Here is a 26,862-nt window from a genome sequence, read left to right on the forward strand (position 1 = left end):
ACGGATCCGACCCCGATCAATCGTGAAGCTGCCGCGGCTTCTTCCAGAACTGCCAGCGCTGGCCACGATCCAGCTGGAACTGCAGGCCATCCTCGAAATCCAGCACCAGTCGCTGCAGCTCGCCACGCTTCAGCGCAGCCAGCAGCGGACGGATCGCATCATTGCCGAGCTGATGCAGGGAGCGCAGCTGGCGCAGGTCGACCAGTGCATCCACCGCCTGCTCGCCATCCACGGCGACGCCTGCCGCCAGAGCCAGGCCCTGCAGCAGGGCATCACGACTGCGCACCTGCGCATGCGCCGTGCTGACCGATACCGGCATCACGCCACCGCCCCAGAACCACAGCGAATTGATCGGCTGTTGTCCCTGCGCGGCGCGCTGCTGGTTCCAGGAATGGTTGTGCAACAACACCTGCGCCTCGGTCATCAACGCCCGCCAGCGGCGGCCACCCTCGCCTTCCGGCAGGTGCGAGAACAGGTCATCGCCCAGCACCTCGTCCGGACTGTCGAAGTCCGGCAGCTCGCTGTCGATCGGCAGCCGCAGGTACCAGCGCGAGGGGTCGGGCGCGTCAAGCACGAACCCGGCATCGGCGAACAACGGCTGCAGCACCGGCAGCAGGGCCAGACAGTCGGCCAGCGTCGGCCGCAGCGTTTCGCCGTAGGCCATCATCCGCGCGCCGTGCATGTCCGGCACCATGCGGGCCGGATCGGCACGCAGCCAGCACGCGCCGGCAGCATCGCCGACGTCACGCTGGCGGCTCAGTGCGGCCACCGGCCAGTGCGGCGCGGCGACCGTGAAATGGCGCTGCAGCTGCGCCCGCTCGCCGGCTTCGAACTGCGAGGCGTTGGCGCGGCCCAGGGCACGCGCCACGTCATCAGGCAGCGCAGCCGCGGCAAAGCGGCTGCGCGCGGGCAACAGCAGGGTCGCCGTTGCCACCGGGTCAGTCCACGTAGCTGACGCTGACGATCTCGTACTCGCGCTGGCCGGCCGGGGCGTCGATCACGATCGAATCGCCTTCCAGCTTGCCGATCATCGCGCGCGCCACCGGCGAGGAAATCGCGATCAGGCCCAGCTTGATGTCCGCTTCCAGGTCACCGACGATCTGGTACTTCTTCTCTTCGTCGGTTTCCACGTCGGCCAGGGTCACGCTGGCGCCGAACACCACCTTGGAGCCAGCGTTGAGCTTGCTCACGTCGATGATCTCGGCGTGCGACAGCTCGCCTTCCAGCTGCTTGATGCGGCCTTCGATGAAGCCCTGTTCCTCGCGCGCGGCGTGGTACTCGGCGTTCTCCTTCAGGTCGCCATGCTCACGCGCTTCGGCGATCGCAGCGATCACCTTCGGGCGCTTGACCGACTTCAGGTGATCCAGTTCGTCGCGCAGCTTCTGCGCGCCCTTCATCGTGATGGGGGCTCTCATGCATTCAACTCCTTGTGCAGCTCCTGCAGCGACCAGACAGGGCCGGTGCCGCGGAATTCCAGTGAATCCACCAGCGCCTTGGCGCCGGCAATGGTGGTCGAGTAGGTGACGCGATGCTGCAGCGCCTCGCGACGGATCGAGAACGAGTCGTTGATCGCCGAACGACCTTCGGTCGTGTTGACGATGTAGACGATCTCGCCGTTCTTGATCGAGTCGACGATGTGCGGACGGCCTTCGACCACCTTGTTGATGATCTCGCAGTCCATGCCGTGCTGCTGCAGCCACGCGGCGGTGCCACGGGTGGCGACCAGGCTGTAGCCACGCGCCAGCAGCGCCTTGGCCACCGGCAGCACGCGCTTCTTGTCCGGATCGCGGACCGAGACGAAGGCCTTGCCGACCGGCGGTGCCTTGATGCCACCGGCTTCCTGCGCACGCGCGAAGGCAGCGTTGAAGGTGCGGCCGACGCCCATCACCTCACCGGTGGAGCGCATCTCCGGCCCGAGGATCGGGTCGACGCCCTGGAACTTGGCGAACGGGAAGATCGCCTCCTTCACCGAGTAGTAGTCCGGCACGATTTCCTTGGTCGCGCCCTGCTCGGCCAGGGTCTTGCCGGCCATGCAGCGGGCGGCGATCTTGGCCAGCGGCATGCCGGTGGCCTTGGACACGAACGGCACGGTGCGCGAAGCACGCGGGTTCACTTCCAGCAGGTAGATGGTGTCGGCACCTTCATCGCTGGTCTGGATCGCGAACTGGGTGTTCATCAGGCCGACCACGTTCAGGGCCTTGGCCAGTTCCACCACCTGGCGACGCAGCTCGGCCTGGGTTTCAGCCGACAGCGAGTACGGCGGCAGCGAGCACGAGGAATCGCCCGAGTGCACGCCGGCTTCTTCGATGTGCTCCATCACGCCGCCGATCAGGACGTTGCCCTGGGCATCGGCAATGATGTCGACGTCGCACTCCACGGCATTGTCGAGGAAGCGGTCCAGCAGCACCGGCGAATCGTTGGACACCTTGACCGCGTCGCGCACATAGCGGGCCAGGTCGGCTTCGCCGTAGACGATTTCCATCGCACGGCCGCCCAGTACGTAGCTCGGGCGCACCACCAGCGGGTAGCCGATCTCGCGGGCCAGCAGCAGGGCTTCCTGGTCGTTGCGGGCGATGCGGTTCGGCGGCTGCTTCAGGCCCAGCTTGTCCACCAGCTGCTGGAAGCGCTCACGGTCTTCGGCTAGGTCGATGGAGTCCGGGCTGGTGCCGATCACCGGCACGCCGTTGGCTTCCAGCGCGCGCGCCAGCTTCAGCGGGGTCTGGCCGCCGTACTGCACGATCACGCCCTTCGGCTGTTCCAGTTCGACGATTTCCAGCACGTCTTCCAGGGTCAGCGGTTCGAAGTACAGGCGGTCGGAGGTGTCGTAGTCGGTCGACACGGTTTCCGGGTTGCAGTTGACCATGATGGTTTCATAGCCATCCTCGCGCAGCGCCAGTGCCGCGTGCACGCAGCAGTAGTCGAACTCGATGCCCTGGCCGATGCGGTTCGGGCCACCACCCAGGATCATGATCTTGTCGCGGTTGCTCGGCGCGGCCTCGCACTCGTCCTCGTAGGTCGAGTACAGGTAGGCGGTGCCGGTGGAGAACTCACCGGCGCAGGAATCCACGCGCTTGTAGACCGGGCGCACCTTGTGCGCACGACGCAGCGCGCGGATGGCGGCTTCGTTGGTGCCGGTCAGCTGCGCCAGGCGCGCGTCGGAGAAGCCAGCGCGCTTCAGCTTGCGCAGGCGGGCGGCGTCCAGCGCGTCGATGCCACCGGCAGCGACGTCGGCTTCGGCCGCGATGATTTCCTCGATCTGGTCCAGGAACCAGTGATCGATGAACGACAGTGCGTAGATCTCTTCCACGCTCATGCCAGCACGGAACGCATCGGCGACGAAGAACAGGCGCTCCGGGCCCGGGGCCTTCAGCTCGCGGCGCAGGGTCTGCAGGTCTTCTTCATTGCTCAGGTCCAGGCCGGTCGGGTCGAAGCCGACCTTGCCGGTTTCCAGGCCACGCAGCGCCTTCTGCACCGACTCCTGGAAGGTACGGCCCATCGCCATCACCTCGCCCACCGACTTCATCTGGGTGGTCAGGCGGGCGTCGGCAGCCGGGAACTTCTCGAAGGCGAAGCGCGGAATCTTGGTAACGACGTAGTCGATGGACGGCTCGAACGACGCCGGGGTCAGGCCACCGGTGATTTCGTTCTTCAGTTCGTCCAGGGTGTAGCCCACGGCCAGCTTGGCGGCGACCTTGGCGATCGGGAAGCCGGTGGCCTTGGAGGCCAGTGCCGAGGAACGCGACACGCGCGGGTTCATCTCGATGACGACCACGCGGCCGGTCTTCGGGTTGATGCCGAACTGCACGTTCGAGCCACCGGTATCGACGCCGATCTTGCGCAGCACGGCGATGGAGGCGTCGCGCAGGCGCTGGTATTCCTTGTCGGTCAGGGTCTGCGCCGGCGCCACGGTGATCGAGTCACCGGTGTGCACGCCCATCGGGTCCAGGTTTTCGATCGAGCAGACGATGATGCAGTTGTCCGCGGTATCGCGGACCACTTCCATCTCGAACTCCTTCCAGCCCAGCACCGACTCTTCCACCAGCACTTCGGTGGTCGGCGACAGTTCCAGGCCGCGGCTGACGATCTCGACCAGCTCTTCGCGGTTGTAGGCGATGCCGCCACCGCTGCCGCCCAGGGTGAAGCTGGGGCGGATGATGGTCGGGTAACCGACGCGGGTCTGGATCTCCAGCGCTTCGTCCAGGGTGTGGGCGACGGCGGCGGTCGGGCATTCCAGGCCGATCTCACCCATGGCGACGCGGAACAGCTCGCGGTCTTCGGCCATGCGGATCGCTTCGCGTTTGGCGCCGATCAGCTCGACGTTGTACTTCTCCAGCACGCCGTTGTCGGCCAGGTCCAGCGCGCAGTTCAACGCGGTCTGGCCACCCATGGTCGGCAGCAGCGCATCGGGCTTTTCCTTGGCGATGATCTTCTCGACCGTCTGCCAGTTGATCGGCTCGATGTAGACGGCGTCGGCCATCTCCGGGTCGGTCATGATCGTGGCCGGGTTGCTGTTGACCAGCACCACGCGGTAACCCTCGTCACGCAGGGCCTTGCAGGCCTGGGCGCCGGAGTAGTCGAACTCGCAGGCCTGGCCGATGACGATCGGGCCAGCACCGATGATGAGGATGGTCTTGAGGTCAGTGCGCTTGGGCATTTTCTTCTCTAAGTCAGTACAGCGTGACAAGGGGGGTGATCGCACGCTGTCGATCAGGAATCTTGATCCGCAGCGCCGCGCCAGCGGCAGCAGCGTTGCGGGGTTTACGGTCCATCGCGACGCCACCGGGGGGCCGGCGGCGTACTGATCACGCCTTGGCCTGCTCCATCAGCACCACGAAGCGGTCGAACAGCGGACCGACATCGGTCGGGCCCGGCGACGCTTCCGGGTGGCCCTGGAACGAGAACGCCGGCACGTCGGTGCGGGCCACGCCCTGGTTGGTGCCGTCGAACAGCGAGCGGTGGGTCACGCGCAGGGTCGCCGGCAGGGTCGCTTCATCGATCGCGAAGCCGTGGTTCTGCGAGGTGATCATCACCCGGCCGCTGTCCAGGTCCTGCACCGGGTGGTTGGCACCGTGGTGGCCGTGGCCCATCTTCATGGTCTGCGCGCCCGAGGCCAGGCCCAGCAGCTGGTGGCCCAGGCAGATGCCGAAGGTCGGGATCTTCACGTCGATGAAGGTTTTGATCGCTTCGATGGCGTAGTCGCACGGTTCCGGGTCACCCGGGCCGTTGGACAGGAACACGCCGTCCGGCTTCAGCGCCAGCACTTCGGCGGCCGGGGTCTGTGCCGGCACCACGGTCACTTCGCAGCCACGCTCGGCCAGCATGCGCAGGATGTTGGTCTTCACGCCGAAATCGTAGGCCACGACCTTGAACTTCGCCGGCACGCTGACGAAGGCATTGGCATCCAGGTCCAGCTGGCCCTCGGTCCAGGTGTAGGTCTTCTCGGTAGTGACGACCTTGGCCAGATCCATGCCCTTCAGCCCCGGGAACTTGCGGGCGGCTTCCAGTGCCTTTTCCACGTCGATGTCGCCGGCCATCAGCGCACCGTTCTGCGCGCCCTTCTCGCGCAGGATGCGGGTCAGCTTGCGGGTGTCGATACCGGCGATGGCGACCACGCCACGCTGGATCAGCCAGTCCTGCAGCGACACCTGGCTGCGCCAGTTGCTGGGACGGCGCGGAACGTCGCGCACGATCAGGCCGGCCGACCACACCTTGGACGCTTCATTGTCCTGGTCGGTCATGCCGGTGTTGCCGATATGCGGATAGGTCAGCGTGACCATCTGCCGGGCGTAGGACGGGTCGGTCAGCACTTCCTGGTAGCCGGTCATGGCGGTGTTGAACACCACCTCACCGACGGACAGGCCGGGCGCGCCTACGGATTCGCCCTCGAATACGGTGCCGTCTTCGAGGACGAGGATTGCGGCTTGGGTCACGGGAATCTCACTTTGGCTACCGAGGGGGCTGCCGAAGTCACGCCTGCGCTTCACGGAAATCCGGTTGCAAAAAAGCGCGGACGTACGGTCTGGGACCGGTCCGGCTTTCGTGATTCGGCGAGTGCGAATTGTAGCGCTGCCGGGGCGCTCGCGCCAGCGGTTATCGCGCTTCATGAACAGGCGATTGCGCATTCATTTCAATCCGGCGGCGTATGCGGGCCGGAGGCGGGGTCGGATCCTTTCCCGGATGGGAAAGGCTCTGACCCCAGGCGCCCTCGGATGGGGTCAGAGCCCTTTCCACTGGAAAGGGATCCGACCCCAGGAATCAGCCTGCCCTACTGCAGCAGGTCCCGCACCCGATAGCTGCCCGGGGCCCGGCCCTGCAGCTGCCGGGCGGCGAACAGGGCGCCGCGGGCGAAGATGTCGCGGTTGGCGGCCCGGTGTACCAGCTCGATGCGCTCACCCAGCCCGGTGAACTGCACCAGATGCTCACCCACGATGTCACCGGCACGCAGGCTGGCGTAATGCGGCTCCGCCCCACCCCGCTGCGCGGCCGCGCCCAGGGTCAGCGCGGTGCCCGACGGCGCGTCCTTCTTCTGCGTGTGGTGCGATTCGACGATGTCGCAGTCCCAGCCGGCCAGCGCCTGCGCCGCGCGCTCGACCAGCTCGTCCAGTACCGCCACGCCCAGGCTGAAATTCGACGCCCAGACCAGCGGGATGGACGCCGCAGCAGCCTCCAACGCCTGCCGCTGCGCACTGGAGATGCCGGTGGTGCCCGAGACCAGGCCCGCACCCCGCTCCACGCACAGCGCCAACATCGGGTCGAAGCCCTCCGGCAGGCTGAAGTCGATCGCCACATCGAACACCGGCGCGCCAGGCAGTTCGCTGGCGCCGAAGAACGGCACGCCATCGACCACGCGCTGGGTCGGCGCACGGCCGGTTACCGCAGCCACGATCTGCAGGGTTTCGGGATGTTCGGCGGCCAGCCGCAGCAGGGCCTGGCCCATGCGCCCGGAGGCACCGTGAATGAGCAATCGCAGGGGAGTCTGGTTCATGCCTGCAGGCTAGCGGCAGCACGCCTGCTCCGGCAAGCGCCATCACTGCTACGCTGCATGCCCTTTCATGCAATGGATGGCAGCCCCCTCATGCAGATCAGCGAACAGCTGGTGCTGGTCACCGGTGCCGGCCGCGGCCTTGGCCAGCACATCGCCCGCGCGTTCGCGGCGCAGGGCGCGCGCATCATCGTCAACTACCACCGCAGCGAAGGCGCCGCACGTGCGCTGGCCGCCGAGCTGGGCGGGCAGGCGATCGCATTGCCGGCCGACGTCACTGACCGCAGCCAGGTGGACGCGATGCTGCAGCACGCCCTGGCGCACTTCGGCCAGGGCGTCACCACGGTGGTCAACAACGCACTCGCTGCGTTCTCGTTCAATGGCGATGCCCGCGCCGCCGCCGCCGATATCGGCTGGCCGGCCTTCCAGGCGCAGTTCGAGGGCAGCGTGCGTGGCGCACTGAACACCGTGCAGGCCGCCCTGCCCGGGATGCAGGCCCGTCGCTTCGGCCGGGTGATCAACATCGGCACCAACCTGTTCCAGAACCCGGTCGTGCCCTACCACGACTACACCGCCGCCAAGGCCGCACTGCTGTCGCTGACCCGCACCCTGGCCGGCGACCTCGGTCCACACGGGATCACCGTCAACATGCTGTCCGGCGGCCTGCTGCGCACCACCGATGCCAGCGCCGCCACGCCCGAAGCGGTATTCGACTACATCGCCGCCAACACCCCGCTGCGCAGCGTCACCACCCCGACCGAATTCGCCGATGCCGCGCTGTTCTTCGCCAGCCCGTGGTCACGCGCGGTGACCGGGCAGAACCTGGTGGTGGATGGCGGACTGGTGCGGGACTGAGCCGATGCGCATCTCCGAGGTCAGCCGCCTCACCGGTGCCAGCGCCAAGGCCATCCGCCTGTACGAGGCGCGCGGACTGCTGCCACCGGTGCCGCGCCTGAACCGCTATCGCGACTACAGCGAACAGGACGTGGCCTGGGTACAGCTGATCCGGCAGGCGTTGGCGCTGGGCATCACGCTGGCCGCAATCTCCCGCCTGCAGGGACGCGATGGACGGCTCGACTGGCCGGCGGTGCTGGCCCTGCTTGAGCAGCAGCGCAGCCGCATTGCCAGCGAGCGGGCACGGCTGGCGCAGGTCGAGCTCGACCTGCAGCAGGTCAGCGACGAACTGCAGCAGTGGCTGCGCTCTGGCAGCGGTGACTGCATCCTGCAACCCAGCGGCTGCACCTCTGGCGTTTGACTCTGTCCCTGGGGCATAGGCCAACCTCGCGCACTTTCCATTGCCCGAGGTTGCCGTGTCCCGTTCCATCCTGATCCTGCTCGGCCACCCCGACCGCGACAGCCTGTGCGGCGCCCTCGCCCAGCGCTACGCCACCGCCGCCGAAAACGCCGGCCACCGGGTACGCCTGATCGCACTGGGCGACCTTGAATTCGACCCGGTGCTGCGCCACGGTTACCGCCAGATCCAGCCACTGGAAGCCGACCTGCAGGACGCCGCGGATGCGATCGAGGCCTGCGACCATCTGGTGCTGGTCTACCCGACCTGGTGGGGCGCGATGCCGGCGCTGCTGAAGGGCTTCTTCGATCGCGTGCTGCTGCCGGGGTACGCGTTCCGCTACCGGCGCGATTCGGTGTGGTGGGACCGGCTGCTGGCCGGGCGCAGCGCGCGGGTGATCACCACGCTGGATACGCCGCCCTGGTACTACCGCTGGATCTACCGCGACCCGGGCATCACCCAGATCCGCGCGCCCCTCCTGGAATTCTGCGGCATCCGCCCGGTGCGGATCAGCCGTCTCGGTGCGGTGCGCAGCAGTACCCCAGCACAACGCAGCAAGTGGCTGGCGCTGGCAGCAGAGCTGGGTTCACGGGCCGGGTAGATCCGCGGCCATGGGCAAAGCGTGCGAACCAAGGTTCGCACCCACCTGGCTGGAAGGTTTGCCCCCCACCTGGAAGGTTCACTCCCACCTGGGGGGTACTCGTTGCGAGTGTCGCGTTTGCCAATTGACCGCCAGGCACTGCGCCTCAAGGCTGTGGACCCCTCTTCCGGCCCAGGCAAAGCCCATGAAATCCTCGACTGTCTTCAGCAAGTGCGCCAGGAAGACCGGCTTTGCCGGCACGTCGACGACCCGCTACCGCTTGCTGGATGCCGCCCTGCTTGTCGTCAATCACCAACGCGCCAGCGAAAGCCGGGGCTTCTATGTGAATGCCGGGCTCTACTTTCCAGAACTGCTCGCGTATCCCCTTGCGCCTGACGACCTTGAAACCGCGTTCAGGTACCGCTCCAGCATTCCCACGCCCCATGTCGACTGGCGGATCGAAGAGACGCCGGGCCTGCGCCGGGCTTTTATCCAGCAGGATCTGGATGATCTGCTGGAGGCCGGCAATCGCGATGGGATGAAATGCCTGCTGCTCGGTGCCCTTGCCGACGTGGCGGGCTTCGCGGCAACCCATGGAAACCGCGAGTCGGTGCGGCGATTGAATCAGGACGGGAACTTCCGCGCGCTCATCCGCAGAGAGGTCTGAACCCGGGGAGCGTGCGAACCAAGGTTCGCACCCACAGGGCAAAGGTTCGCACCCACAGGGCGGCCGCAGTCGAGCATGGCTCGATGCTACTTCTTGGTCGGCCCGCAGCTGTCGCAACCGCCACAGGCACCACCACCGCCCGTGGCCGGCGGCGCGATGTTCCTACCCAGCGCCTGCAGCCAGGCAGCGCGGCCCGGCTTCAGCAGGGCCAGCGCCAGCGCCCCGCGCAGCTTGCGCACGGTGCCGGGGAACTGCTTCTTCAGCACCACCCAGGCACTGACCAGCACGGCCACCGCGATGATCAGGTACTGCAGCAGCAGGCCGGCATCCATCAGCCGCCTCCCAGCGCCTTGGTCACCTGGTAGGTGATCAGCGCCGCCACGTAGGCCGCAGCAAACAGGTAGAACGCCGAGAAGGCCATCGTCTTCCACGAATTGGTCTCACGCTTGATGGTGGCCAGCGTCGAGATGCACATCGGGGCGTAGATGTACCAGACCAGCAGCGACAGCGCGGTGGCCAGCGACCAGCCGTCGCTGATCAGCGGGGTAAGCGCCTGGCTGGCGGCATCGTCATCGGCCGCCGACAGCGCGTACACGGTGGCCAGCGAGGACACTGCCACTTCGCGCGCGGCCAGGCCCGGAATCAGCGCGATGCAGATCTGCCAGTTGAACCCCAGCGGTGCAAAGAATACCGCCATCGCATGGCCGATCTGGCCGGCGTAGCTGTAGTCGATGGCCGGCATGGTGGCGCCAGCCGGGGCCGCCGGGAACGACAGCAGCACCCACAGCAGGATGGTCAGCGCTAGGATGATGCCGCCAACGCGCTTGAGGAAGATCATGCCGCGCTCGTACAGGCCGACCGCCAGGTCGCGCACATGCGGCAGGCGGTACGACGGCAGCTCCAGCATCAGCGGGTGCTCGCTCTTGTCGCGGCGCCACTTCTTCATGATCCACGACATCGCCAGCGCACTGAGAATGCCCGCCGCGTACAGGCCGAACAGCACCAGGCCCTGCTGGTTGAACACGCCCCACACCGTCTTCTGCGGAATGAACGCGCCGATCAGCAGCGCATATACCGGCAGCCGCGCCGAACAGGTCATCAGCGGCGCGACCAGGATCGTGGCCAGGCGGTCACGCGGGTCCTGGATGCTGCGCGTGGACATGATGCCCGGCACCGCGCAGGCGAAGCTGGACAGCAGCGGGATGAACGAACGACCGGACAGACCGGCGGCCGCCATCATGCGGTCGAGCAGGAATGCTGCTCGCGGCAGGTAGCCGGACTCTTCCAGCACCAGGATGAAGAAGAACAGGATCAGGATCTGCGGCAGGAACACCACCACGCCACCCACACCGGCGATGATGCCGTCGGTCAGCAGGCTGGCCAGCGGGCCTTCCGGCAGCACGCTGCCGACGAAGGCGCCGAGCCAGGCGAAACCAGCCTCGATGGCGTCCATCAGCGGCGTCGCCCAGGCGTACACCGCCTGGAAGATCAGGAACATCACCACCGCCAGGCTGATCAGGCCGAACACCGGGTGCAGCAGCCAGCGGTCCAGCGCGTCGTCGACCTTGGCGGTCCGCGCCGGCATCCGCACGGCCACTGACAGGATCTCGCGCACCTTGGCGTGGTAATCGATGCCACCTTCCGGGCCCGGCACCGGCGCATCCAGGTGCGGCACCATCGCATCGAGGCGCTCGACCAGGGCCTTGGCACCCTGCTTGCGCACCGCCACGGTTTCCACCACCGGCACGCCCAGTTCGCGCTCCAGCGCGGCCACATCCACCTGGATGCCGCGGCGCTGGGCCGCATCGACCATGTTCAGGGCCACCACCATCGGCTTGCCCAGCTCGCGCAGTTCCAGCGCGAAACGCAGGTGCAGGCGCAGGTTGGTGGCGTCGATCACGCACAGCAGCACGTCCGGTGCGGCCTCGCCCGGGTAGAAGCCCCGGCACAGGTCACGGGTGATCGCCTCGTCCAGGCTGGCCGGATGCAGGCTGTAGGCGCCCGGCAGGTCAAGCACGGCGAACTCGCGGCCGGACGGCGCGCGCAGGCGGCCTTCCTTGCGCTCGACGGTGACGCCGGTATAGTTGGCGACCTTCTGGCGGCTGCCGGTCAGCTGGTTGAACAGCGCGGTCTTGCCGCTGTTGGGGTTACCGACCAGCGCGATGCGCAGGGGGGCGGTGGCGGTGGTAGCGGTCATGCGCGTCGTTCCTGGCTGGCGGCGTCGACCACGACGCGCTTGGCTTCACTGATCCGCAGCGCGAACCGGGTGAACCCGACCTGCACCAGCAGCGGCTCGCCGCCCACCGGGCCCTTGGCCACCAGGCGGACTTCCTCGCCCTTCACGAAACCCAGCTCGCGCAGGCGACGGGCAATGGCATCGTTGGCATGCAGGTCCTGCACGGACTCGACCACGGCCGAGGTGTGCAGCGGCAGTTCGGACAGCGTCATCTAGCGTGTTCTCTGCTGGATGTAAATGGTTCTCGATTCTAACATTCCCGCGTCGCGTCATGGCCCATGACCAATGGCCCGCTATGATCCATACAGGTATGGAGTGACCCTGGAATCCCATGAACGATGCTTTGCAGATCGAGCGCCGTGGCGCCGTCCTCACCCTCTGGCTGAACCGGCCGGAGCTGCACAACGCCTTTGACGCCAGCCTGATCGCCCGGCTGACCGCCGCACTGGAAGCCGCCGGCCGCGATGATTCGGTCCGCGCCGTGGTGGTCGCCGGCCACGGCGCCTCCTTCTCGGCCGGCGCCGACATGCAGTGGATGCGCGGCATGGCCGCCGCCAGCGAGGCCGACAACCGCGAGGACTCGCTGGCCCTGGCGCGGCTGATGCGCACCCTGGACGAGCTGCCCAAACCGACCCTGGCCCGGGTCCATGGCGCGGCCTTCGGTGGCGGCGTCGGCCTGGTCGCCTGCTGCGACATCGCCATCGCCAGCAGCTCGGCGCGCTTCGGCCTGACCGAAAGTCGCCTGGGCCTGCTGCCGGCGGTGATCTCGCCCTACGTGATCGAGGCCATCGGCCCGCGCCAGGCCCGGCGCTGGTTCGCTACCGGCGAGCATTTCGACGCCGAGACAGCGCTGCGCATCGGCCTGGTCCATCAGCTGGTCGAGCCGGAACGCCTGGATGAAGCACTGGAGCGCCAACTGGCCCTGCTCGACAAGGCCGGCCCGATCGCCTCGTCCACCGCCAAGCAGCTGGTGCGGCAGGTCCGCGACAGCCATGACCGCGACGCCCTGGATCGCGATAATGCCGCCCTGATCGCGCGCCTGCGGGTGTCCGCCGAGGGCCAGGAAGGCCTGGGCGCCTTCCTCGACAAGCGCGCGCCCCACTGGGTCACGGAAGCCTGAACATGCTCGATCATCTTGGTTTGACCAGCGCCGACCTGGCGCGCAGCAAGACCTTCTTCCTGCAGGCACTGGCGCCGCTGCAGATCGGAGTGGTGATGGAAGTGACCGCCGAACAGACCGGCGCGCACGACCACATCGGCTTTGGCAGCGACGGCAAGCCGTTCTTCTGGCTCGGCAATGGCGGTACCGCGAGCCACGGCGTGCACGTGGCCTTCGCCTGCGCCAGCCGCAACCAGGTGGATGCCTTCCATGCCGCCGCCCTCGCCGCCGGTGGCCGCGACAACGGCGCGCCGGGCCTGCGCCCGTGGTACCACCCCGACTACTACGGCGCCTTCGTGCTCGACCCGGACGGCAACAACATCGAGGCGGTCTGCCATCGCCCCGCCGACGAGGTGGCCGCATGAGCGACTACGTCCGCATCGTCGAGGTCGGCCCGCGTGACGGCCTGCAGAACGAAAAGCAGTCGGTGTCCACCGTCGACAAGATCGAACTGATCAACCGCCTGTCGGCCACCGGCCTGCGCAGCATCGAGGCGACCAGCTTCGTCAGCCCGAAGTGGATCCCGCAGCTGGCCGATGCCGCCGAGGTCTACGCCGGCATCCAGCGCCGGCCCGGCATCCACTACCCGGTGCTGGTGCCGAACGAACAGGGCTACGACCGCGCCCGTGCGGTGGGCGTGGAGGAAGTGGCGGTGTTCACCGCAGCGTCCGAGGCGTTCAACCGCACCAACACCAATGCCGGCATCGACGAATCGCTGGCCCGGTTCGAGCCGATCCTGCGCCGCGCCGCCGCCGATGGCGTGCGCGTGCGCGGTTACGTGTCCACCGTGCTCGGCTGCCCTTACCAGGGCGAGGTGCCACTGGCCGACGTGGTGCGGGTGGCGCGTGCCCTGCACCAGATGGGCTGTTACGAAATCTCGCTGGGCGACACCATCGGCGTCGGCACCCCGCGCAAGGCCCGGGCAATGCTGCAGGCGGTCGCCGCCGAGATTCCGATGGCCGCACTGGCCGTGCACTTCCACGACACCTATGGCCAGGCCATCGCCAACATCGCCACCTGCCTGGAAGAAGGCGTGCGCGTGGTCGACAGCGCGGTGTCTGGCGCCGGTGGCTGCCCGTATGCCAAGGGCGCCAGCGGCAATGTCGCCAGCGAGGATGTGGTCTACCTGCTGCAGGGCCTGGGCCTGGACAGCGGCGTGGACCTGCCGGCACTGGCCGAAACCGGCCGCTGGCTGGCCGGCCTGCTCGGACGCGCCACCGCCAGCCGCACCGGCCAGGCGCTGGCCGCCGCCGGCTGACCGCTGCACTACGCCGCCCTGCAGCGGCGGCGCAGTGCACAACAGCGGCGGTCGCGGCTTCCGTTAGAATCGGCGGTTCTCGAACCTGCAGGACCGTGCAATGCAGCTGTCTTCCGTACGTGCCGTGATCACTGGCGGCGTCTCCGGCCTCGGCCTGGCCGTGGCCCAGCACCTCGTCGCCCAGGGCGGCAAGGTGGCCCTGTTCGACCTCAACGACGACAAGGGCGCCTCCGCCGTTGCCGATCTGGGTGCCGACAAGGCCCGCTATTTCAACGTCAACGTCAGTGATGAAGCCGCCGTCTCGGCAGCCATCGACCAGGCCCACGAGTTCCTCGGTGGCCTGAACGTGGCGATGAACTGCGCCGGCATCCTCGGCGCCGGCCGCGTGCTGGGCAAGGAAGGCCCGATGCCGCTGGCCGGCTTCCAGGGCACGGTGATGGTCAACCTGGTCGGCAGCTTCAACGTGGCCAAGGCCGCAGCCAACCGCATGCAGCACAACGAGGCCGGCACCGACGGCGAGCGCGGCGTGATCATCAACACCGCCAGCATCGCCGCCTATGAAGGCCAGATCGGCCAGGCCGCGTATGCCGCCAGCAAGGGCGGCGTGGTGTCGATGACGCTGCCGATGGCGCGCGAACTGTCGCGCTTCGGCATCCGCGTCAATACGATTGCTCCAGGCGTGTTCTGGACGCCGATGGTGGACGGCATGCCCGAGGCCGTGCAGCAGTCGCTGGCCGCCTCGATCCCGTTCCCGTCGCGCCTGGGCAAGCCGGAAGACTTCGCCAGCCTGGTCGGCTTCATCCTCGGCAACACCTACCTCAATGGCGAGACCATCCGCCTGGACGGCGCTACCCGCCTCGCTCCGAAGTGATTCCCCCGGGCGCCGGGACGGCGCCCTCCCCCAACGACCTAGATCACCATGAAAGCCAACGACATCAAGAAGGGCAACGTCGTCGAGTACAACAACGGCGTGTACCAGATCCGCGACATCGAGCGCAGCTCGCCGCAGGGTCGCGGCGGCAACGTCCGCTTCCGCTTCATCATGTACAGCGTGCCGGGCGGCAACAAGCTCGACGCCAGCTTCGATGCCGACGACAACCTGGTCGAGGTCGAACTGCTGCGCCGCCAGTCCACCTATTCGTACAAGGATGGCGATGCCTTCGTGTTCCTCGATGACGAGGACTACACCCCGTACACCCTGGACGCGGACGTGATCGGCGACGACGCCGGCTACATCACCGACGGCCTGACCGGCATCTACGTGCAGGTGATCGACGAGCAGCCGGTGGCGATCCAGCTGCCTGCCTCGGTGGTGCTGGAAGTGATCGAGACGCCGCCGGAACTGAAGGGCGGCACCGCCACCAAGCGCCCGAAGCCGGCCAAGCTCAACACCGGCATCGAGATCATGGTGCCGGAGTACATCGTCAACGGCGAGCGCGTGCTGGTGAACACCGCCACCGGCGAATTCGCTGGCCGTGCCGACTAAGCGCCTCGCGCTGATCGCCTGCCTGTCCCTGCTTGCGGCGTGTTCGCCGCAGGCAGCGGACGGATCATCGGCGACAACGGTTGTGTAGAGCCGAGCCCACGCTCGGCTGCAGTGCCTGCCCAACGCACACAGCAGCCGAGCGTGGGCTCGGCTCTACAGAGAGCTTACGGCTGCTTCGCGCCGAAGTTGCCACAACCGTGGTACTGGCGGGTGCCGATGGTCAGGTTCACCTTGGCATCGAATGCCTCGCCACTCATGTCATCCTGGCAGCTGGTGCGCTGGAAGCTGAGCTTGACGTCGGTACCGTCGGACGCCTTGCCACTCCAGCCGTCAGCGCCTTCGGTGGGCTTGGCCACATCGAAGCGGCGCTCGCCATAGTCGACTTCCACCTGCAGGCCCGGCGTGTCGCCATCAACGACCGCAAGCCACCCCGGCTCGTTGCCGGTGGCACGGAACGCGGCATTGCCGGCACTGCCATCGCCTTCAGTGGCTTCCACCGCATGGCACTCGCGATCGGCTTCGCCCTTCAGGCTCAACAGGCCGTCATCGCTACCCTTGGTCCAGAAGCTGTTGCCCTGGCCATCACCATACTTCGCGCCCGACCCCGCACGCTCGGAGGTCATGGCGAAGGTACGGTCGCCGATCACTACCGTCGCCGCATCCTCGCCATTGAAGGTCGCGCGCACGCTCAGATCACCGCACTGGTACGTGGTCTCGCTGCCGGTACCGGCGCCGGTGCTGGCAGCCGGTTCGGGCGCCGCCGGCGGCGCGGCATCACTGCCGCTCGCGGCGGGCGGCTGGGCCGGCTGGCACGCGGCCAGCACCAACCCGAGGGAGGCTGCCAACAGACTGGGAACTACACGCATGGCTCGACTCCTTGTCGACACTACAGAGAGGCTCGACCCTACCACCTGTCGGTGAGCGGGGCCTGAAAGCGGCCTGACCGCACTCATGCAGCCAGTACCGCCATGGACAGCAGCTGCGCGCCGCTGCCGCCGGAACTGCAGGTCCAGACCCGCAGCAGGCGCAGTTTCAATTCGCTCTCCCGGCCGTGCCGGCACACCGCCAATCGCACGTCGCTGGAGAGCAACGCCAGACGGCCACACAGCAGCGTTTCCACCGCGTACGACTGCAGGCTTCGCACCTGCAGGTTCCCGGCCAGCCAGTCGCCCAGCCAGGGCAGATCGAGCATGCGCCCGCCCTGCCCGTCCATCATGAACAAGGCCGGCGATACCAGCGCGGTCAGCACATCGTGGTCGTCTTCCAGCAATGCCTGCCGCAGGCGCTGTTCCAGCACTGCCAGCTGCCGCTCATGCAGGTCTTCAACGATATCCCGTTCCATCCACGGATCCTTCCGGCATCGGCCGGCGCCTGCGCAGGCGTTGCGCGATCCACTGCCGCGCGCCCTGCACCACAACATAGAAGACCGGCACGAAGAACACCGCCAGCACGGTCGCACTGACCATGCCGCCGAACACGCCGGTTCCGATCGCCTGCTGGGTTTCCTTCGACGCGCCCTGCGCCAGCATCAGCGGCACCACGCCCAGCGCGAACGCCAGCGAGGTCATCACGATCGGCCGCAGGCGCAGTCGCGCCGCCTCCAGCGCTGCTTCAACCAGGCCGCGCCCCTGCTGCTGCAGCTGCCGCGCGAACTCGACGATGAGGATCGCGTTCTTCGCCGACAGCCCGATCACGGTGATCATGCCGACCTTGAAGAACACGTCGTTGGGCATGCCGCGCAACAACACGGCGGCGACCGCACCGAGCAGGCCCAAGGGCACCACCAGCATCACCGCCAGCGGAATCGACCAGCTCTCGTACAGTGCCGCCAGCACCAGGAACACCACCAGCATCGACAACAGCAGCAGCCACGGCGCCTGCGCGCCCGACTCACGCTCCTGCAGCGACTGGCTGGTCCACTGCAGGGCGAAGCCGGACGGCAGTTTTTCGGCCAGCCGCTCCATCTCCGCCATGGCCTGGCCGGTCGACACCCCGGAGGCCGGGGCGCCGGACAGGTTCAGCGCCGGGAAGCCGAGGTAGCGCTGCAGCTGCAGCGGCGCCTCGGTCCAGTGCGGGGTCACCAGTTCGGACAGCGCCACCATGCCGCCCTCGCTGTTGCGCACGTACAGCTTCAGCACGTCCTCCAGTTCCATGCGGTGCGGCGCGTCGGCCTGCAGGATCACCTGCTGCAACCGGCCCTTGTTGGGGAAGTCATTGACGTACTGCGAGCCCATCGCCGCCGACAGCGTGCTGCTGATGTCACCGAAACCCACGCCCATCGCCTCGGCCTTGGCGCGGTCGATGTCCAGCCGCACGCTGGTGCCTGCAGGCAGGCCATCGGCATGCACCTCGGACAGCAGCGGGCTGGCCTCGGCCAGCTTCAGCAGCTGCTGCAGGGCCGCGCGCAGCTCGGCCTGGCTCTGCCCGGTGCGCGCCTGCAGGGCGAGCGAGAACCCGGACGAACGGCCCAGGCTGTCGATCGCCGGCGGCATCACGCTCATCACCTCGCCCTCGGCAATCGTGGACATCGCCTTCTGCGCGGCCTCCACCTCGCCGGCCGCGGTGGCGCCTGCGCGCTCGCCCCAGTCCTTCAGCATGGTGTAGGTCAGCGCCGCGCTCGGGCCGGAGCCAGAGAAGCTGTAGCCAAGGATCGACTGGTTGGAGCCGATGCCTGGGCGCGAGGCCACATGCCGTTCGTAGGCTTCGACCACGGCCAGCGTGCGTTCGGCGGTGGCTTCGGCCGGCAGCTGGATCGAGGTCATGAAATAGCCCTGGTCCTCCTCCGGCAGGAACGCGCCCGGCAGCCAGTGCAGGCCCAGCAGCAGCGCCACTACCAGTGCGGCGAACACGCCCATCACCCGCCCGCTTCGCCGCAGCACGGAGGCCACGCCACGCTGGTAGCGCCCGGTCATCTTCTCGAAGCCACGATTGAAGGCACCGAACAGCCCGCCCCGACCATGGTGGCCATGGGTGTTCGGGCGCAGCAGGGTCGCGCACAGCGCCGGCGTCAGACTCAATGCCAGCAGCGCCGAGAACAGGATCGACACTGCCATCGCCACGGTGAACTGGCGGTAGATCGCGCCCACCGAGCCGCTGGCCAAGGCCATCGGAATGAACACAGCGGTCAGCACCAGGGTGATGCCGATCACCGCACCGGTCAGCTCGCGCATCGCCTTGATGGTCGCCTCGCGCGGCGGCAGGCCCTCCTCGGCCATGATCCGTTCCACGCCCTCGACCACCACGATCGCGTCGTCGACGATGATGCCGATCGCCAGCACCATGCCGAACATGGTCAGCACGTTGATCGAGAAACCCAGCGCCAGCATCACCGCGAAGGTGCCGAGCAGCGCGATCGGTGCGACCAGCGCCGGAATCAGCGTGTAGCGCCAGTTCTGCAGGAACAGGTACATCACCGCGAACACCAGCAGCATCGCCTCAAGCAGCGTCTGTACCACCTTCTGGATCGAGATCTTGACGAACGGTGCGGTGTCGAACGGAATGCTCGATTCCACGCCGCGCGGCAACAGTGGCGCCAGTTCGGCCATGCGCTCACGCACCGCCGACGCGGTGCGCACCGCATTCGCGCCCGGGCGCAGCTGCACGCCGGCGGCGGTGGCCGGATGGCCGTCCTCGCGGGTACCCCAGGCATAGCTCTGCGCGCCCAGTTCAACGCGGGCGACATCGCCCAGCACCACCCGTGAACCGTCGGCCCCGGCACGCAGCACGATGGCGGCGAACTGTTCCGGCGTGGACAACTGGCCCTCGGCGCTGAGCGGCACGGTGATGCGCTGGCCTGGAACACCCGGCGAATCACCAATGCGTCCCGGCGAGATCTCCAGGTTCTGCTGCTCGATGGCGGTGGCCACATCCCCCATGGTCAGGCCGTAGCCGGTCAACCGGGTCGGGTCCAGCCACACGCGCATCGCCTGCTCGGCACCGAACAGCTGCACGCGGCCGACGCCATCGATGCGGCGCAGCTCTTCGATGATGTTGCGCGCCATGAAATCGCCCAGCGCGGCCTCGCTGACGCTGGCGTCCGGCGAACGCAGGCCGACCAGCATCAGGAAGCCGGAATCGGCGGCCTCCACGAACAGGCCGTTCTGGCGCACGCTGCGCGGCAGGCGCGGCTCGATCGCCTTGATCCGGTTCTGCACGTCCACCTGCGCCAGCTCCGGATTGGTGCCGGGCTTGAAGGTGGCGGTGATCGAGGCTTCACCGGAGGTGTCCACCGACGATTCGAAGTACAACAGGTGCTTGACGCTGGACAGCTCGCGCTCGATCAGGCCGACCACCGCATCGTTCAGCGTCTGCGGGCTGGCACCCGGGTAGCTGGCATAGATGCTGACGCTCGGCGGCGCAACCGCCGGATAGCGCTCCACGGCGAGCCGCGGAATCGCCAACACGCCGGCCAGGATGATGAAGATCGCCAGCACCCAGGCGAACACCGGGCGATCGATGAAGAAACGTGCCATGTTGGATTTCCCTGGAGGGACCGGCCCGGGAAAGGCTCAGCCCTTGCTGCCGGCCTGCATCGCACCGGCGCTGGCGACCGGCCTCTGCCAGTCGCGCGCATCGACCACCACGCCTTCCTGCAGGCGCTCCTGGCCCTCGACCACCACCTTCTCGCCCGCCTTCAGGCCGGTACGCACCAGCCACTGGCGATCAACGCTGCCGTCCACCTCCAGCGTGCGGATCACCGCCTTGCCGTCGGCGCCGATCACCCAGGCGTAGGCCTGGCCGCCAGCACTGCGCAGCACGGCCTGCTGCGGCACGGTCAGTGCACTGGCCGGGGCACCGCGTGGCACCTTCGCGCGCACGTACATGCCGGGCAACAGCTGGCGCTGCGGGTTGTCGACCAGGATGCGCAGGATCACATCGCCGGTGCGTGCATCGACATTGATGCCGGAGAACAGCAGCTGGCCGCGCTCGGGCAGCGGCTTGCCGGCGGCACCGATGATCGTCACCGGCAGCTCGCCACCACCGGCGGCACTGCGCTGCAGCGACTCCAGCTGCGCCGCCGGCTGGCGCACGTCCACGTAGACCTGGTCGATCTGCTGCACCACCGCCATCGGCTCGGCATCGGCCACGCCCACCAGCGCACCTTCGGTGACCAATGCCTGATCGATACGGCCGGCAATCGGTGCGCTGACCGTCGCATAGCGCAGGTCGAGCTGGCGACGGGACAGGATCGCGCGCGCTTCATTCACCGCCGCGCGCGCCTGCTCGTACTCGGCACTGGCGTCGTCGCGATGCTGCTGGCTGACCGCCTGCGCGGCAGCCAGGGCGTGCAGGCGCTGCGACTGCACGCGACTGCGGCCCAGCGCCGCTTCACTGCGCTGCAGCGCGGCCAACGCCGAATCGACATCGGCGCGGAATGCCGCCGGATCGATCTGGAAAAGAGGCTGGCCGGCGGCCACTTCGGCGCCCTGTTCGAACAGGCGGCGCTGCACGATGCCCCCCACCTGCGCTCGGATCTGCGCGGTGCGCACCGCAGCGACGCGGCCAGGCAGTTCGTCGTCACGCTGCACCACCTGTGGGCCGACGGCGACCACGCTGACGCGGGGTGCGGCTTCCGGCGTGGCTTCGGGGGTGGAGCAGGCCGTCATGGCCAAGGCGAGGGCCGCGATCAACGCGACCGGAGTCCTGAAGGTTCTCATTGCTGTGCACAATGCCGCGCAGGCGGCTGAAAGGTTCTGAAGAACCCAGTGTGCGTGGCGATGATGGGGTTTCGATGGAGGAACTGTGGAGATACGATGGAGGCAAGCACCTTAAGGCCCCGCCCCTGCATGCATGCCTCCCCTGCCCTCGCCGCCCTCGTCCTGATCGTCGAGGATGAGGCCGAGATCGCCGATATTCTCACCGCCTATCTGGAACGTGAAGGACTGCGCACGCTGCGCGCCGCCGACGGCCACAGCGCCCTGGACCTGCACCGCAGCGCCCGCCCCGACCTGGTCCTGCTCGACGTGCAGCTGCCGCGCCTGGATGGCTGGAGCGTGCTGACCCAGCTGCGCCAGCGCGGCGAAACGCCGGTGATCATGCTGACCGCGCTGGACCAGGACCTGGACAAGCTGACCGCACTGCGCATGGGCGCCGACGACTACGTGGTCAAACCGTTCAATCCGGCCGAAGTGGCGGCGCGCGTGCGCGCGGTGCTGCGGCGTACGCTGCGCGCCTCGCGCGTGGATGCACCCAGCGCGCTGCGCGTCGGCCCGCTGCTGATCGACTCGGCCACCCACGCCGTGCACGTGGAGGGTGAAGGCTACAGCCACGAAGTCCTGCTCACCCTCACCGAATTCAAGCTGCTGCACTGCATGGCGCTGGCGCCGACGCGCATCTTCAGCCGCAGTGAGCTGATGCACGAATGCCTGCCGGAAAGCGAAGCACTGGAACGCACCGTTGACAGCCATGTCAGCAAGCTGCGCCGCAAGCTGGACGAAGTGGGCATGCTCAATGTGCCCGCCAGCGTACGCGGTGTCGGTTACCGGTTGATGGCGGACCGCTGATGGCCCCTCTGCGCCGCTCCGGGCTCAGCCGGCACATCATCGTTTCGATGTCGCTGATGGTGATCGGCGTGATCGTGATGATGATCCTGTCGTCATGGCTGCTGTACGCGGTGCTGGTCGAGTTCTTCCCCGGCAGCGCCGAAGAACCGGAGAGCTGGCTGCCGACCGGGCCGGAACTGGCGTGGATGGTCGGGGTGATCCTGACCGGGCTGGCGCTGGCCATCGCCGCCTCGTTCCGCCTGGCGCACCGCATCCTGTCGCCGCTGAATTCGCTGGTCGACAGCGTACGCGCGCTTGCCGGCGGCGACCTGGGTGCGCGCGCCAGCGTCGAAGAGAACTCACCGGGCGAAGTGGCCACCCTGGTCGAAGACTTCAATGCGATGGCGCGCCGCCTGCAGCACATGGAGAGCGAGCGTTCGATGTGGCATGCGGCCATCGCCCATGAGCTGCGCACGCCGGTGACCATCCTGCGCGGCCGCCTGCAGGGACTGGCCGAGGGCGTGTTCCAGCCCGACGAATCCCAGTTCCGCAGCCTGCTGGCCCAGGTCGAAGGGCTGTCCCGCCTGATCGAGGACCTGCGCGTGCTGAGCCTGTCCGACAATGCGCGACTGGACGTGCGCCGCGCACGCACCGACGTGGTGGCCGAGGTGCATTCGGTGATGACCCTGGTCGACCCGCAGTTCCGCGCTGCAGGCTTCGTGCTGGAGCTGGAAACCAGCCGCGAGGAGCACAACGCGCACTGCGACCCGACCCGCCTGCGCCAGGCATTGCTGGCGCTGCTGGAGAACGCGCGACGCTATGCCAGTCCGGGCAAGGTGCGGATTGCGGTGCATGACACGCCCGGCCACGTGCAGGTGGCAATCGAAGACGAGGGCCCGGGCATCGACCCGGAACTGCACGCGGACATCTTCACCCCGTTCATGCGTGCCGACGGTTCGCGTTCGCGCCAGGGCGGCGGTAGCGGGCTCGGCCTGGCGGTGGTCAAGGCCATTGCCGATGCGCACGGTGGCCGCGTCTACTGCATCCCGGGCAGTACCGGCGGAAGCCGCTTCGTCATCGAACTGCCGCGTCAATAACCGGACGGGCTGCCTGCGTGCGCAGATGTGCACCGAGTGCGGCCAGATTGGCGTCGATCGCATCCATTTCGTCGCGCTGCTTCACCGGCAGCTGCTGACGCAGCTGTACGCGCAGCGCCTGCCACGCCGGGACCGCCTGCGCACTGGCGGTGGCCACGGCCTCGGACAGCAGCGCCTGCTCGTCGCCCAGCGGCAATCCATAGCCGCTGTCCTGCAGCAGCGTCCCCGGGCGCAGCCACTGCCCGCTCTGCTCCAGCAACCCCCGCAGGCTGCGCATTTCAGCGCTGTCCGGTGCGGCCAGCAGCTGCCGCTTGAGCACATCGCGTGCGCGCAGCTCGGCCCGCCGCAGCGCGGCCTGTTCCAGCAGCAACAGGCCCGCACTGGCACGCAGGTCCCCCTTCAGCAGCCACGGCGCCCGTTGCCGTGCAGGCAGCTTCAACCAGCCGCGCACATCGCGTGCGGGCAATGGCAGCTGGGCTGCGGCCACGCCGAACAACTGCTGGTAGTGGTCGCGCGCCGAAGCGAAGTAGTAGCCCTGCGCCTGCGCTGCATCGTGGTCCGTCAGTACCCCCTCGTCGAGCACGCCCAGCCGCACCAGTCGCCGCTTCAGGCCGCGCGGACTCAGCTGGGCCAGCCCGGCCTCGCCCAGCCGCGGCACACCCGCCTGCAGCAGCTTTGCGGTTTCCACCGCGCAGTTGTTGCTGACGAAGTAATAGCGCCCGTCATAACTCCAGTGCACCTGTGCGGTACGCTCGAGCAGGCTGGCGATCTCGCTGCGTTCCAGCTGCAACGGCAGCGACTGCAATCCGCGCAGCTCGACCTTGGTGTACTCGTCCACCACCTGCTGCAACGGCAGCACGAACAAGCGCGACGGATAGCCACCGGTCAGCCCGCGCCAGTTGGATATCTGCACGTCACCAACGAAGGCGCGGAACGACAGCACGCGGTGGTACTCCAGGTCCAGCCGACAATCCGGCCCAGGTGCGCGCCCCGGCTTGCAGATCACCAGCCGCAGCATGCTGTGGCCCCAGCGACTCATCGGCTGCGCACTGCCTTCGGCGAACAGGTAGTCCACCGCGTAGACGCGCGCCGGGTCGAGGTGCAGCAGCGATGCAGCGCCTTCTTCCGATTCGGCCTGGAGCAAGGGCAGCGTCGTAGCGCACTGCGGCTGTGGCAGCGACGGCGGTGTTCCGAAGTGGGCCTGGTACCACTGCGCCAACGCGGGGCGCCGGCAGGCGAACTCGCCATCGAGCACGAAATGCTCGGCGTTCACTGCCAGGTACTCGGCCGGATCCTTCAGCTCATAGGCATCCGGACTGCGGTCATGGAAGTCGTTGTCGCCACGGCCGAGATGCCAGGGCTTGCGCTGCCAGCCCGCGAGGTCACGCCAACGCATGCTCTGCGACCAGTCCGCCCCCCCACGGTCAGCGACGTGGGTCAGTTCATGCACCAGCGCGCTGCGTCGCGCACGCCGGGCGCCGGGCGTGCCGTCATCCAGCAGATCGCGGCGCAACGTGATGCGGCCGGCGAAAGCACGTCCATGCACCTCCGCGGGAAGGCCATCACTCCAGCGCACCTGCACCTGCGCCGGCAAGGCGCGCAGCAGGCCATCTGGCAACAATGACTGCACGTCGGCCAGGGTCTGGCTGGCGAGCTGCTGCTGCGCCGGATCGAGACCGGACGGATCAAGCTGCAGGCGATCAGCCGCGTGCGCGGCATGAGCGATCAGCAGTAGAGCCACGCCATGCGTGGCTGCGTTCCGTGCAGATGTCATGGCGTTGCCGGCCAGCGGCCGGCACTACCTGAAGGCGGGATCAACGCGCCAGCAGCGCGCGGGCCAGTTCCAGGTCGCTCTGCTGCTGTGCGGCGGTGCTCTGCTCGCGCAGGTGGACCAGCGCCGCCTGCAGGCGGGCGCCACGGATCTGGCCGTCGCTGGCGACGAACGCGGCGGCATCGTCGCGCGCAGCCAGTACCACCTTGTCATCGCCCGAGCTGCTGCCCGACGACCCGGAGGACGCACCGGTGGCCGAGCCGGCCGAGGTGCCAGCGAAGCTGGAAGCGAAGCCGGCCAGCGGCAGGGACAGCAGGGCAAGCAGCAGGAGCGGACGGGTCATCGGTTCGAAGCCGGTTGTGAAGGTGCGTGGAGCGTAACGGGTACGTGAAGGATTTGCCCGGCTCAGGCGTCGAACAGCTTGCCGGGATTCAGCCGCGCTTGGGGATCGAACGCCCGTTTGACCGCCTTCATCAGCGCGATCTCGGCCGGGCCGCGGGTGCTGTCCAGGTAGCCCTTCTTGACCAGGCCGATGCCGTGCTCGGCCGAGATGCTGCCATCGAAGCGCGCCAGCACCTGCGCCAGCAGCTTGGTCACCTGCTCGCACTGCGCCACGAAATCGGCGTCGCTTGTGTCGTCCGGCTTGAGCACGTTGATGTGCAGGTTGCCGTCGCCGATATGGCCGAACCAGACCACATCGAAGTGCGGGTAGGCCTGCCCGATCAGCGCCTGGGTCTCGGCCAGGAACGCCGGCATCGCCGAGATCCGCACCGAGACGTCATTCTTGTAGGGCGTGTAGCGCGCCAGCGATTCGGTGATGCCTTCGCGCAGGCGCCACAGCTGCGCCGCCTGGGCATCACTGGCGCTGATCACGCCGTCGCTGACCCAGCCATTGCCCATGCAGTCCTCGAAGGCCGCCATCGCCGCCGCTTCCTGGGCGTCGTCGCCGGCGGCGAACTCGGTGACCACGTAGTACGGATGCACCTCGTCGAACGGTGCCTGCGCGCCATGCGCCAGCACGTGCTCCAGCGCCCGGTCGGTAAAGAATTCGAAGGCCTGCAGCTGCAGGCGCGCGCGGAACGCGGCGAATACCTGCATCAGCACCTCGAAGCTGGGTACGGCCAGCAGCATCACGTTGCTTGCCGGCGGCGGATCGGTCAGCTTCACCGTGGCTTCGACGATCACGCCCAGCGTGCCCTCCGAGCCGATCAGCAGCTGACGGAAGTCGTAGCCGCTGGAATTCTTGATCAGGCCCTTGTTGAGCTCCAGCAACTCGCCATCAGCCGTGACCACCTTCAGCCCTGCGATCCACTCGCGGGTGTTGCCGTAACGGATCACGCGGATGCCACCGGCATTGGTGGCGATGTTGCCGCCGATCGAGCAGGACCCGCGCGCGGCGAAATCCACCGGGTAGATCAAGCCATGGTCCAGCGCGGCATTGTGCACGGCTTCCAGCGGCATGCCGGCCTGCACCACCAGGGTGCGATCGACCGCGTCGTAGGCCAGCGCCTTGTTCATCCGTTCCAGGCTGAGCACCAGCTCGCCGTTGGCGGCCACCGCACCACCCGAGAGGCCGGTGCGGCCACCGGACGGCACCACGGCCACGCCCTCGCCTGCGCTCCAGCGCATCACCGCTTGTACTTCCTCGACCGTTGCCGGCAGTGCGATCGCCAGCGGCGCCGGCGTCCAGCGCCGGGTCCAGTCGCGCCCGTAGTGCTCCAGGTCGGACGGGTCGGTCTTCAGCTTCAGGCCGGGACAGGCCTGCTGCAGCGAGGCAATGCGGGAATCGGTCATGACGGTCCAGCGCGGTGCGTGAAGAACGGGCAAGCGTGCCAGTGGCGCGCGCCAGCGTC

General features: G+C 67.9%; 26 protein-coding genes. 11 read left to right on the plus strand and 15 right to left on the minus strand.

The genetic code is table 11. From position 1 onward, the window contains the following. Positions 1 to 16 precede the first annotated feature (16 nt). From N5D91_RS17100 to dapB, 5 genes are all read right to left on the minus strand, one after another. The gene (locus tag N5D91_RS17100; protein WP_180855138.1) at positions 17 to 934 is read right to left on the minus strand and encodes a phosphoglycerate mutase; all 918 of its coding nucleotides are present in this window, start codon (positions 932 to 934) and stop codon (positions 17 to 19) included. Positions 935 to 938: 4 nt separating this feature from the next. After that, a complete protein-coding gene (gene greA / locus N5D91_RS17105) occupies positions 939 to 1,403 on the minus strand; it encodes a transcription elongation factor GreA (RefSeq protein WP_026347191.1) in 465 nt (154 codons plus the stop codon). 8 nt (positions 1,404 to 1,411) lie between these two features. Further along, complete coding sequence (gene carB / locus N5D91_RS17110; protein ID WP_071229307.1) at positions 1,412 to 4,654, minus strand: carbamoyl-phosphate synthase large subunit; 3,243 nt, start codon at positions 4,652 to 4,654, stop codon at positions 1,412 to 1,414. 148 nt (positions 4,655 to 4,802) lie between these two features. Further along, a complete protein-coding gene (carA, locus tag N5D91_RS17115; RefSeq protein ID WP_042358678.1) occupies positions 4,803 to 5,930 on the minus strand; it encodes a glutamine-hydrolyzing carbamoyl-phosphate synthase small subunit in 1,128 nt (375 codons plus the stop codon). Positions 5,931 to 6,265: 335 nt separating this feature from the next. Next, a complete protein-coding gene (dapB, locus tag N5D91_RS17120; protein ID WP_180855136.1) occupies positions 6,266 to 6,985 on the minus strand; it encodes a 4-hydroxy-tetrahydrodipicolinate reductase in 720 nt (239 codons plus the stop codon). A 72-nt stretch (positions 6,986 to 7,057) separates the two neighbouring features. Between dapB and N5D91_RS17125 the strand changes: the two genes are divergently transcribed. From N5D91_RS17125 to N5D91_RS17140, 4 genes are all read left to right on the plus strand, one after another. After that, positions 7,058 to 7,837, plus strand: coding sequence for a 3-oxoacyl-ACP reductase (locus tag N5D91_RS17125; protein WP_180847789.1), 780 nt, complete (start codon positions 7,058 to 7,060; stop codon positions 7,835 to 7,837). 4 nt (positions 7,838 to 7,841) lie between these two features. Then, positions 7,842 to 8,237 (plus strand): MerR family transcriptional regulator, encoded by a 396-nt coding sequence (locus N5D91_RS17130; RefSeq protein WP_097048037.1) that lies wholly within the window; start codon positions 7,842 to 7,844, stop codon positions 8,235 to 8,237. A gap of 55 nt (positions 8,238 to 8,292) precedes the next feature. After that, on the plus strand, positions 8,293 to 8,874 hold the full coding sequence (locus N5D91_RS17135; protein ID WP_110712163.1) for an NAD(P)H-dependent oxidoreductase: 582 nt from the start codon (positions 8,293 to 8,295) through the stop codon (positions 8,872 to 8,874). A 184-nt stretch (positions 8,875 to 9,058) separates the two neighbouring features. Continuing rightward, positions 9,059 to 9,520, plus strand: a complete 462-nt coding sequence (locus N5D91_RS17140; protein WP_153854898.1) for a DUF4304 domain-containing protein — start codon at positions 9,059 to 9,061, stop codon at positions 9,518 to 9,520. Positions 9,521 to 9,606: 86 nt separating this feature from the next. Here the strand turns inward: N5D91_RS17140 and N5D91_RS17145 are convergent, their stop codons facing one another. Genes N5D91_RS17145 through N5D91_RS17155 form a run of 3 tightly spaced genes read right to left on the minus strand, consistent with a single transcriptional unit; the run spans position 9,607 to position 11,968 of the window. Further along, positions 9,607 to 9,852: a DUF6587 family protein gene (locus N5D91_RS17145; RefSeq protein WP_180855134.1), complete on the minus strand. Its 246-nt coding sequence runs from the start codon at positions 9,850 to 9,852 to the stop codon at positions 9,607 to 9,609. After that, on the minus strand, positions 9,852 to 11,717 hold the full coding sequence (gene feoB, locus N5D91_RS17150; RefSeq protein ID WP_180855131.1) for a ferrous iron transport protein B: 1,866 nt from the start codon (positions 11,715 to 11,717) through the stop codon (positions 9,852 to 9,854). The genes N5D91_RS17145 and feoB overlap by 1 nt, the downstream gene beginning before the upstream one ends. Next, positions 11,714 to 11,968, minus strand: a complete 255-nt coding sequence (locus tag N5D91_RS17155) for a FeoA family protein (protein WP_005409473.1) — start codon at positions 11,966 to 11,968, stop codon at positions 11,714 to 11,716. The genes feoB and N5D91_RS17155 overlap by 4 nt, the downstream gene beginning before the upstream one ends. A gap of 119 nt (positions 11,969 to 12,087) precedes the next feature. Between N5D91_RS17155 and N5D91_RS17160 the strand changes: the two genes are divergently transcribed. The 5 genes from N5D91_RS17160 (at position 12,088) to yeiP (ending at position 15,659) form a co-directional block, all read left to right on the plus strand. Further along, the gene (locus N5D91_RS17160; protein ID WP_110712159.1) at positions 12,088 to 12,876 is read left to right on the plus strand and encodes an enoyl-CoA hydratase/isomerase family protein; all 789 of its coding nucleotides are present in this window, start codon (positions 12,088 to 12,090) and stop codon (positions 12,874 to 12,876) included. A 2-nt stretch (positions 12,877 to 12,878) separates the two neighbouring features. Continuing rightward, positions 12,879 to 13,280, plus strand: a complete 402-nt coding sequence (locus tag N5D91_RS17165; RefSeq protein ID WP_164162652.1) for a VOC family protein — start codon at positions 12,879 to 12,881, stop codon at positions 13,278 to 13,280. Beyond that, positions 13,277 to 14,173 (plus strand): hydroxymethylglutaryl-CoA lyase, encoded by an 897-nt coding sequence (locus tag N5D91_RS17170; RefSeq protein WP_180855129.1) that lies wholly within the window; start codon positions 13,277 to 13,279, stop codon positions 14,171 to 14,173. Before N5D91_RS17165 ends, N5D91_RS17170 begins: the two co-directional genes overlap by 4 nt. Positions 14,174 to 14,273: 100 nt before the next feature. Then, a complete protein-coding gene (locus N5D91_RS17175; protein ID WP_032128786.1) occupies positions 14,274 to 15,044 on the plus strand; it encodes an SDR family oxidoreductase in 771 nt (256 codons plus the stop codon). A gap of 48 nt (positions 15,045 to 15,092) precedes the next feature. Continuing rightward, complete coding sequence (yeiP, locus tag N5D91_RS17180; RefSeq protein ID WP_005409468.1) at positions 15,093 to 15,659, plus strand: elongation factor P-like protein YeiP; 567 nt, start codon at positions 15,093 to 15,095, stop codon at positions 15,657 to 15,659. Between the two features lie 164 nt (positions 15,660 to 15,823). Here the strand turns inward: yeiP and N5D91_RS17185 are convergent, their stop codons facing one another. The 4 genes from N5D91_RS17185 to N5D91_RS17200 form a co-directional block, all read right to left on the minus strand. Continuing rightward, positions 15,824 to 16,525, minus strand: coding sequence for an MliC family protein (locus tag N5D91_RS17185; RefSeq protein ID WP_110712156.1), 702 nt, complete (start codon positions 16,523 to 16,525; stop codon positions 15,824 to 15,826). Positions 16,526 to 16,608: 83 nt separating this feature from the next. Next, on the minus strand, positions 16,609 to 17,001 hold the full coding sequence (locus tag N5D91_RS17190) for a nuclear transport factor 2 family protein (RefSeq protein WP_180855128.1): 393 nt from the start codon (positions 16,999 to 17,001) through the stop codon (positions 16,609 to 16,611). Then, positions 16,982 to 20,131, minus strand: coding sequence for a multidrug efflux RND transporter permease subunit (locus tag N5D91_RS17195; protein ID WP_279909109.1), 3,150 nt, complete (start codon positions 20,129 to 20,131; stop codon positions 16,982 to 16,984). Before N5D91_RS17195 ends, N5D91_RS17190 begins: the two co-directional genes overlap by 20 nt. A gap of 36 nt (positions 20,132 to 20,167) precedes the next feature. Beyond that, a complete protein-coding gene (locus tag N5D91_RS17200) occupies positions 20,168 to 21,316 on the minus strand; it encodes an efflux RND transporter periplasmic adaptor subunit (protein WP_049444827.1) in 1,149 nt (382 codons plus the stop codon). Between the two features lie 129 nt (positions 21,317 to 21,445). Between N5D91_RS17200 and N5D91_RS17205 the strand changes: the two genes are divergently transcribed. Both N5D91_RS17205 and N5D91_RS17210 read left to right on the plus strand, forming a co-directional pair. Continuing rightward, positions 21,446 to 22,162, plus strand: a complete 717-nt coding sequence (locus N5D91_RS17205) for a response regulator (RefSeq protein WP_180847781.1) — start codon at positions 21,446 to 21,448, stop codon at positions 22,160 to 22,162. Continuing rightward, the gene (locus tag N5D91_RS17210; protein ID WP_110712152.1) at positions 22,162 to 23,238 is read left to right on the plus strand and encodes an ATP-binding protein; all 1,077 of its coding nucleotides are present in this window, start codon (positions 22,162 to 22,164) and stop codon (positions 23,236 to 23,238) included. The genes N5D91_RS17205 and N5D91_RS17210 overlap by 1 nt, the downstream gene beginning before the upstream one ends. Here N5D91_RS17210 and N5D91_RS17215 read toward each other — a convergent pair. The 3 genes from N5D91_RS17215 to N5D91_RS17225 all read right to left on the minus strand — a co-directional run bounded on the left by N5D91_RS17215 (position 23,216) and on the right by N5D91_RS17225 (position 26,803). Next, positions 23,216 to 25,012 carry a DUF4105 domain-containing protein gene (locus tag N5D91_RS17215; protein WP_180855124.1) on the minus strand — a complete coding sequence of 599 codons (1,797 nt, stop codon included), beginning with the start codon at positions 25,010 to 25,012 and terminating at the stop codon, positions 23,216 to 23,218. The genes N5D91_RS17210 and N5D91_RS17215 overlap by 23 nt on opposite strands. A 40-nt stretch (positions 25,013 to 25,052) precedes the next feature. Then, a complete protein-coding gene (locus N5D91_RS17220; protein WP_014037036.1) occupies positions 25,053 to 25,352 on the minus strand; it encodes a DUF2388 domain-containing protein in 300 nt (99 codons plus the stop codon). A gap of 62 nt (positions 25,353 to 25,414) precedes the next feature. Continuing rightward, positions 25,415 to 26,803, minus strand: a complete 1,389-nt coding sequence (locus N5D91_RS17225) for an FAD-binding oxidoreductase (RefSeq protein WP_180855122.1) — start codon at positions 26,801 to 26,803, stop codon at positions 25,415 to 25,417. Between the last annotated feature and the right edge of the window lie 59 nt (positions 26,804 to 26,862).

The organism is Stenotrophomonas sp. GD03794, from assembly GCF_029842145.1.
Classification (GTDB): Bacteria; Pseudomonadota; Gammaproteobacteria; order Xanthomonadales; family Xanthomonadaceae; genus Stenotrophomonas; species Stenotrophomonas riyadhensis.

Bases quoted from the DNA above. Each gene is read 5' to 3' on its own strand.
- carB (WP_071229307.1), bottom strand. From the start codon at position 4,654: ATGCCCAAGCGCACTGACCTCAAGACCATCCTCATCATCGGTGCTGGC.
- dapB (WP_180855136.1), bottom strand. From the start codon at position 6,985: ATGAACCAGACTCCCCTGCGATTGCTCATTCACGGTGCCTCCGGGCGC.
- N5D91_RS17125 (WP_180847789.1), top strand. From the start codon at position 7,058: ATGGATGGCAGCCCCCTCATGCAGATCAGCGAACAGCTGGTGCTGGTC.
- N5D91_RS17130 (WP_097048037.1), top strand. From the start codon at position 7,842: ATGCGCATCTCCGAGGTCAGCCGCCTCACCGGTGCCAGCGCCAAGGCC.
- N5D91_RS17140 (WP_153854898.1), top strand. From the start codon at position 9,059: ATGAAATCCTCGACTGTCTTCAGCAAGTGCGCCAGGAAGACCGGCTTT.
- N5D91_RS17145 (WP_180855134.1), bottom strand. From the start codon at position 9,852: ATGGATGCCGGCCTGCTGCTGCAGTACCTGATCATCGCGGTGGCCGTG.
- feoB (WP_180855131.1), bottom strand. From the start codon at position 11,717: ATGACCGCTACCACCGCCACCGCCCCCCTGCGCATCGCGCTGGTCGGT.
- N5D91_RS17155 (WP_005409473.1), bottom strand. From the start codon at position 11,968: ATGACGCTGTCCGAACTGCCGCTGCACACCTCGGCCGTGGTCGAGTCC.
- N5D91_RS17160 (WP_110712159.1), top strand. From the start codon at position 12,088: ATGAACGATGCTTTGCAGATCGAGCGCCGTGGCGCCGTCCTCACCCTC.
- N5D91_RS17165 (WP_164162652.1), top strand. From the start codon at position 12,879: ATGCTCGATCATCTTGGTTTGACCAGCGCCGACCTGGCGCGCAGCAAG.
- N5D91_RS17170 (WP_180855129.1), top strand. From the start codon at position 13,277: ATGAGCGACTACGTCCGCATCGTCGAGGTCGGCCCGCGTGACGGCCTG.
- N5D91_RS17175 (WP_032128786.1), top strand. From the start codon at position 14,274: ATGCAGCTGTCTTCCGTACGTGCCGTGATCACTGGCGGCGTCTCCGGC.
- yeiP (WP_005409468.1), top strand. From the start codon at position 15,093: ATGAAAGCCAACGACATCAAGAAGGGCAACGTCGTCGAGTACAACAAC.
- N5D91_RS17185 (WP_110712156.1), bottom strand. From the start codon at position 16,525: ATGCGTGTAGTTCCCAGTCTGTTGGCAGCCTCCCTCGGGTTGGTGCTG.
- N5D91_RS17190 (WP_180855128.1), bottom strand. From the start codon at position 17,001: ATGGAACGGGATATCGTTGAAGACCTGCATGAGCGGCAGCTGGCAGTG.
- N5D91_RS17195 (WP_279909109.1), bottom strand. From the start codon at position 20,131: ATGGCACGTTTCTTCATCGATCGCCCGGTGTTCGCCTGGGTGCTGGCG.
- N5D91_RS17200 (WP_049444827.1), bottom strand. From the start codon at position 21,316: ATGAGAACCTTCAGGACTCCGGTCGCGTTGATCGCGGCCCTCGCCTTG.
- N5D91_RS17205 (WP_180847781.1), top strand. From the start codon at position 21,446: ATGCATGCCTCCCCTGCCCTCGCCGCCCTCGTCCTGATCGTCGAGGAT.
- N5D91_RS17210 (WP_110712152.1), top strand. From the start codon at position 22,162: ATGGCCCCTCTGCGCCGCTCCGGGCTCAGCCGGCACATCATCGTTTCG.
- N5D91_RS17215 (WP_180855124.1), bottom strand. From the start codon at position 25,012: ATGACATCTGCACGGAACGCAGCCACGCATGGCGTGGCTCTACTGCTG.
- N5D91_RS17220 (WP_014037036.1), bottom strand. From the start codon at position 25,352: ATGACCCGTCCGCTCCTGCTGCTTGCCCTGCTGTCCCTGCCGCTGGCC.
- N5D91_RS17225 (WP_180855122.1), bottom strand. From the start codon at position 26,803: ATGACCGATTCCCGCATTGCCTCGCTGCAGCAGGCCTGTCCCGGCCTG.